This window comes from Micromonospora sp. NPDC047753, from assembly GCF_040642735.1.
GTDB lineage: Bacteria > Actinomycetota > Actinomycetes > Mycobacteriales > Micromonosporaceae > Micromonospora.
On the sequence record NZ_JBEYSL010000484.1, the window covers coordinates 1 to 5,132 of the forward strand.

Below are 5,132 nucleotides of genomic sequence, written 5' to 3' on the forward strand. Positions count from 1 at the left end.
GCGGGGCGGGGCGGGGCGGGGCGGGGCGGGGCGGGGCGGGGCGGGGCGGGGCGGGGTGGGGGTTAGCGGCGGTTGTACTTGTACATGGTCAGGGTGCCGAAGACCAGGACGAAGCCGGCGCTCCACAGCAGCAGCCACATCGTCGCCGACGGGTCCGAGTCGCCGCTCATCGCTCCCCGGATCGCGGCCACCAGTTGCGTCACCGGGTTGACCTTCACGAACGCCTGGAGCCAACCGGGCATGGTGCTCGGCTCGACGAAGACGTTGCTCAGGAACGTCAGCGGGAACAGCACCATCATGCTGACCCCCATCACCGACTTCTCGCTGCGCAGGATCAGCCCGAAGAACGTCCACACCCAGGAGAACGCGAACGAGAAGACCACCAGCAGCCCGATCCCGGTAACAGCCCCGACCACCCCGCCCTCGGGGCGGAACCCGAGCACCAGCCCGAGACTCAGGATCACCACGGCGGCGAGGATGTAGCGCAGCACGTCGCCGAAGATCATGCCGACCAGGGCGGCCGGACGCCAGATGGGCAGCGTCCGGAACCTGTCGAAGATGCCCTTCTCGATGTCGGTGTTGAGGCCGACGCCGGTGTACATGGTGATCATGACGACGCTGGTCACCATGATGCCGGGCAGGAAGAACTGCAGGTAGTCACGCGGGCTGCCGGCGAGGGCGCCACCGAACAGGTACGTGAACATCAGCACCATGATGATCGGGAACGCGGTCACGTCGAAGAGCTGCTCGGGCACGTGCTTGATCTTCAGCATGGCCCGCCAGCCGAAGGTGAGCGACGCGCTCAGCGCGCTCGGTCGGGGCGGTCGGGAACCGGGCGCGAGCACAGTGGCCAGCGCCTCGGCGGACGGCACGTAGACGGTCGGCGCCCGCTCGGTGGTGGTGGTCGTGGTGTCGCTCATCGGGCTGCCTCCAGCTCGTCGTCGCGCTCGTCGGTCGGCACGGCGGGATGGTCGGTCAGGGCCAGGAAGACCTCGTCCAGGCTCGGCTGGCCGAGGGAGAAGTTGTCGACCACGATGCCGGCGCGGGCCAGGTCGCCGAGTACGCGAGCGGCCTGGGAGCTGGCGTCGAGGTCGGTGCCGGCCTCGCCGACGCGGGCGGTCAACGCCACCGGGTCGGCGGCGAGCTGCACCGGCACGTCGAGCGCCTCCCGGAGCACCCGCTCCGCCTCGGGGCGCTGAGCGGGGTCGCGCAGTCGCAGGTGGACGGTGCCGGAGCCGATCGACGACTTCAGCTCACCCGGGGTGCCCTCCGCGATCACCCGGCCGTTGTCGACGACAGCGATCCGCCCGGCGAGCTGGTCGGCCTCGTCGAGGTACTGGGTGGTCAGCAGCACCGTCGTGCCGTGCGACACCACCGCTCGGATGATCTCCCACACCTGGTTGCGGCTGCGCGGGTCGAGGCCGGTCGTCGGCTCGTCGAGGAAGAGCAGATCCGGGGTGTTCAGGATGCTGGCGGCGATGTCGATGCGTCGCCGCATCCCGCCCGAGTACTTCTTCACCTGGCGGTCGCTCGCCTCGGTCAGCCCGAACGCGGCCAGCAGGGCCGCGGCGCGCTCCCGAGCGGCCGGCTTGCGCAGGCCGAGCAGGCGAGCCAGGAGCACCAGGTTCTCCGTACCCGTCAGGTCCTCGTCGACGGAGGCGTACTGGCCGGTGAGGCTCACCCGGGAACGGACCTTGTCGGCCTCGGTGACCACGTCGTGCCCGAAGACCCGGGCCGAGCCGCCGTCGGGTCGCAGCAGGGTGGCGAGCACCCGGACCGCCGTGGTCTTGCCCGCGCCGTTCGGGCCGAGCAGACCGTAGACGGTGCCGGCGGGCACCTGGAGGTCGATGCCGGCCAGCGCCCGGGTGTCCCCGAACGAGCGGGTCAGCCCCTCTGCCTCGATGGCCGGACCGGTGGTGCGTCTACTCATGATCCTTACCTTTCGTGTCGGACGTGTTCAGGAGACGTAGGGTCGAGCTTCCCGGCCGTCGCGCAGGGCCAGACCCCACCAGCGCAGCTGGTCGAGCAGGACGCCGACGTCGCGTCGCAGCTCGTCGGTGCACCGGGCGGTCGGCTCGCCGGCCAGCAGGTCGATCCCGACGACGTCGCGCACCGTCATCGCGTGCAGTGCGGTGAAGACGGTACGTAACTGGTCGACCGCGTGCAGGCCGGTGGACCGACAGCCGTACGACACGAAGCCGACCGCTTTGGCCTGCCACTCGTCGTACGCGTAGTCGATGGCTTGTTTCAAGGGTGCCGGGAAGCTGTGGTTGTACTCGGGGGTGACCACGACGAACGCGTCCGCCCGGCCCACCTCGCTGACGAACGCCCGGATGGACGCGGTCGGCTCGGCGGGGTAGGTGGCCGGGAAGTCGTACTCGGTCAGGTCAACGACCGTCACCGTCAGGTCGTCGTGCCGCGCGGCCTGCTCGACGAACCAGTGCGCCAGCCGGTCGCCGACCCGCCCCTCCCGGGTGCTGCCGACGATCACGGCGATCCGCAACGGTGCCATGGCCCACCCCCCTTCCACAGTGAAGGCGCGAGGTGACGACAGATGCCCGCTAGATCCGATCTAGCGGGCGTGGTTCGGGGGCGAAAATGTCGGTGGGATCGGCTTGACTGGGGGTCGACGAACGGGGGAGCGCAATGGCGCAGGTACGCATCGAGCCGTGGCACGAGGATGACCTCGACCTGCTGCGGCAGCTCAACTCACCGGAGACCCGCGAGCACACCGGTGGCCCGGAGACCGACGAGCAGGTGCTCGCCCGCCATGACCGGTACGTGCACTTCGCCGACACCGGGCAGGGTTGCATGTTCACGCTGGTGCTGCCGGACGGGGCACGGGCGGGCAGCGTCGGCTACTGGGCCCGCGAGTGGCGCGACCAGCCGGTGTACGAGCTGGGCTGGGCGGTGCTGCCCGCGTACCGGGGGCAGGGGCTGGCCACGGTCGCGGTGCGCGCGGCCCTCGACGTGGTCCGCGCCCGACGGGACCGGCACTACGCCCACGCCTACCCCTCGGTCGACAATCCCGCCTCGAACGCGGTCTGCCGCAAGGCCGGCTTCACGCTGCTCGGCGAGACGGGTTTCGAATACCCGCCGGGGCGGATGATGCGGGTCAACGACTGGCAGTTCGACCTGACCGCCCCACCGACAGTGAGCTGAGGTCGGCGGGGCGGCCGGCGGTTCGGGTCAGTTGGGTAGGTAGGCGAAGGTGTCCGGGTTCGGGCCCTGCCGGCCGGCCTCGCCCTTGTCCAGCGCGGTGATCCGCTCCATCGCCGCGTCGTCCAGCTCGAAGTCGAAGATCCGGGTGTTCTCCTCGATCCGCTTCGGGGTGGTCGACTTCGGGAAGATGACGTCGCCGCGCTGCACGTGCCAGCGGAGCACCACCTGCGCCGGGGACCGGTCGAGCTGCCCGGCGATGTCGACCACCGTCGGGTCGTCGAGGACCTTGCCCTGGGCGATGGGCGACCACGCCTCGGTGAGGATGTTGTGCGCACGGCCGTAGGCGCGGACCTCGTCGTTGGTGAAGTACGGGTGCGCCTCGATCTGGTTGACCGCCGGCACGACGCTCGCCTCGTCGGCCAGCCGCTCCAGGTGCGACACCTGGAAGTTCGACACGCCGATTGAGCGGGCCCGGCCGTCGCGCTGGAACTCCTCCAGCACCTTCCAGGTCGAGACGTAGTCACCGTCGTACAGGGTCGGCAACGGCCAGTGGATCAGGAACAGGTCGATGTAGTCCATCTTCAGCGCCGCGAGGGTCGAGTCGAACGCCCGGCGGGCGTCGTCGGGGCGGTGGAAGCCGTTGTTGAGCTTGCTGGTCACGTAGACCGAGCCCCGGTCGAGGCCGGACTTCCGTACCGCCTCGCCGACCTCGGCCTCGTTGCCGTACATCTCAGCGGTGTCGATGTGCCGGTAGCCCACCTCGAGGGCGGTGGTCACCGCCGAGGCGGTGTCCTTCGGCTCGATCTGGAACACCCCGAAGCCGAGCTGCGGAATGGTGGTGCCGTCGTTCAGGCTGATGTCGGGAATCGTGATTGCCACTGCGGCTCCTTCGCGTCTTCGTTACCTGTCATCCATACCCGGGCGGCTGGACGATCCACCGCCCAAGCGGAGGTGACGAACGCAACGGCGGACCGGTTCACCCGGTCGTGTCGAACAGCACCGGCCACGGCCGTGCCGCCGGCACCGACGTCACGGGCGGCGCGGGCACTGTGGGCTCGGCGTCGGCCAGCACCTCCGCGGCGAGTTGGCCGAACATCGCCGCCGCCGGGTGCACCGACCGGTTCGGCCAGGCCGCCGAGGTGCGCTTGGCCAGCGGCGCGTCGGTGATCGGCCGCCAGGCCATCCGGGGTTCCCGGCGGGCCACAGCCGCCGGTTCCACTGCCACCCCGCCGCCGGCCAGCACCAGCCCGCAGAGGAACTCCGGGTTGCGGGCCGGGCGCACCCGGGCCGGGCGCCAACCGTGCTGCCGGCACACCGCCAGCAGGTGGTCGTGCCAGCCGGGGGCGGTGGCGCGGGGAGCGGCCACCAGATCAAGACCGGCCAGCGACGCGAGCGTCACCTCGCGGCCGCGGGCCAGCGGCGAGGTGCGCGGCAGCAGCACCCCCAGGGGTACGTCGACAGGGGCGCCGAAGCGCAGCCCGTCCGCCGCCACCGGGTGGTGGACGAGCCCCACGTCCAGGGTCCGCTCGGTGAGCATCCGCACCTGCTCGGCGGTGGTCAGCTCGTGCAGCTCCACGTCCAGGCCGGGCGCCCGGGTGGCGAGCCCGTCCAGCAGCGAGCGCAACGTCACGGCGGGCGTCTCCGGCGGCACCCCGGCCCGGAGTACGCCCAGCTCACCGGCGCGGATCTGCCCCATCAGGCTGCGGAGTCGACCCTCGCCGGCGAGCAGTTCCTCCGCCTCGCCGAGCAGCAGCTCACCGGCGGTGGTGAGGCGCACCTGGCGGCGGGACCTGTCGAACAGCTCGACGGTCAGCTCCCGTTCCAGCCGCTGGATCGACTGGCTCAGCGGTGGCTGGGCCATTCCGAGCTGTTCAGCGGCCCGGCCGAAGTGCAGTTCGTGTGCGACCACCACGAAGTGCCGCAGGTGCCGGGCGAGGCGAGCAGCACGAACACCACCACGCTGTACAACC

At 71.0% G+C, this 5,132-nt stretch carries 6 protein-coding genes; 1 reads left to right on the plus strand and 5 read right to left on the minus strand.

Going from position 1 to position 5,132, the window contains the following annotated elements:
* Positions 1 to 62: 62 nt before the first annotated feature.
* Genes ABZ749_RS29040 through ABZ749_RS29050 form a run of 3 tightly spaced genes read right to left on the minus strand, consistent with a single transcriptional unit; the run spans position 63 to position 2,512 of the window.
* The gene (locus ABZ749_RS29040) at positions 63 to 920 is read right to left on the minus strand and encodes an ABC transporter permease (RefSeq protein ID WP_357233369.1); all 858 of its coding nucleotides are present in this window, start codon (positions 918 to 920) and stop codon (positions 63 to 65) included.
* On the minus strand, positions 917 to 1,930 hold the full coding sequence (locus ABZ749_RS29045) for an ATP-binding cassette domain-containing protein (protein ID WP_357233371.1): 1,014 nt from the start codon (positions 1,928 to 1,930) through the stop codon (positions 917 to 919). Before ABZ749_RS29045 ends, ABZ749_RS29040 begins: the two co-directional genes overlap by 4 nt.
* A gap of 27 nt (positions 1,931 to 1,957) precedes the next feature.
* Positions 1,958 to 2,512: an NAD(P)H-dependent oxidoreductase gene (locus ABZ749_RS29050; protein ID WP_357233373.1), complete on the minus strand. Its 555-nt coding sequence runs from the start codon at positions 2,510 to 2,512 to the stop codon at positions 1,958 to 1,960.
* 134 nt (positions 2,513 to 2,646) lie between these two features.
* Between ABZ749_RS29050 and ABZ749_RS29055 the strand changes: the two genes are divergently transcribed.
* Positions 2,647 to 3,162, plus strand: a complete 516-nt coding sequence (locus tag ABZ749_RS29055) for a GNAT family N-acetyltransferase (protein ID WP_357233375.1) — start codon at positions 2,647 to 2,649, stop codon at positions 3,160 to 3,162.
* Positions 3,163 to 3,189: 27 nt separating this feature from the next.
* Here ABZ749_RS29055 and ABZ749_RS29060 read toward each other — a convergent pair whose 3' ends face one another.
* A complete protein-coding gene (locus tag ABZ749_RS29060) occupies positions 3,190 to 4,041 on the minus strand; it encodes an aldo/keto reductase (protein WP_357233377.1) in 852 nt (283 codons plus the stop codon).
* A gap of 97 nt (positions 4,042 to 4,138) precedes the next feature.
* Positions 4,139 to 5,074: a LysR family transcriptional regulator gene (locus ABZ749_RS29065; protein ID WP_357233379.1), complete on the minus strand. Its 936-nt coding sequence runs from the start codon at positions 5,072 to 5,074 to the stop codon at positions 4,139 to 4,141.
* Positions 5,075 to 5,132 lie beyond the last annotated feature (58 nt).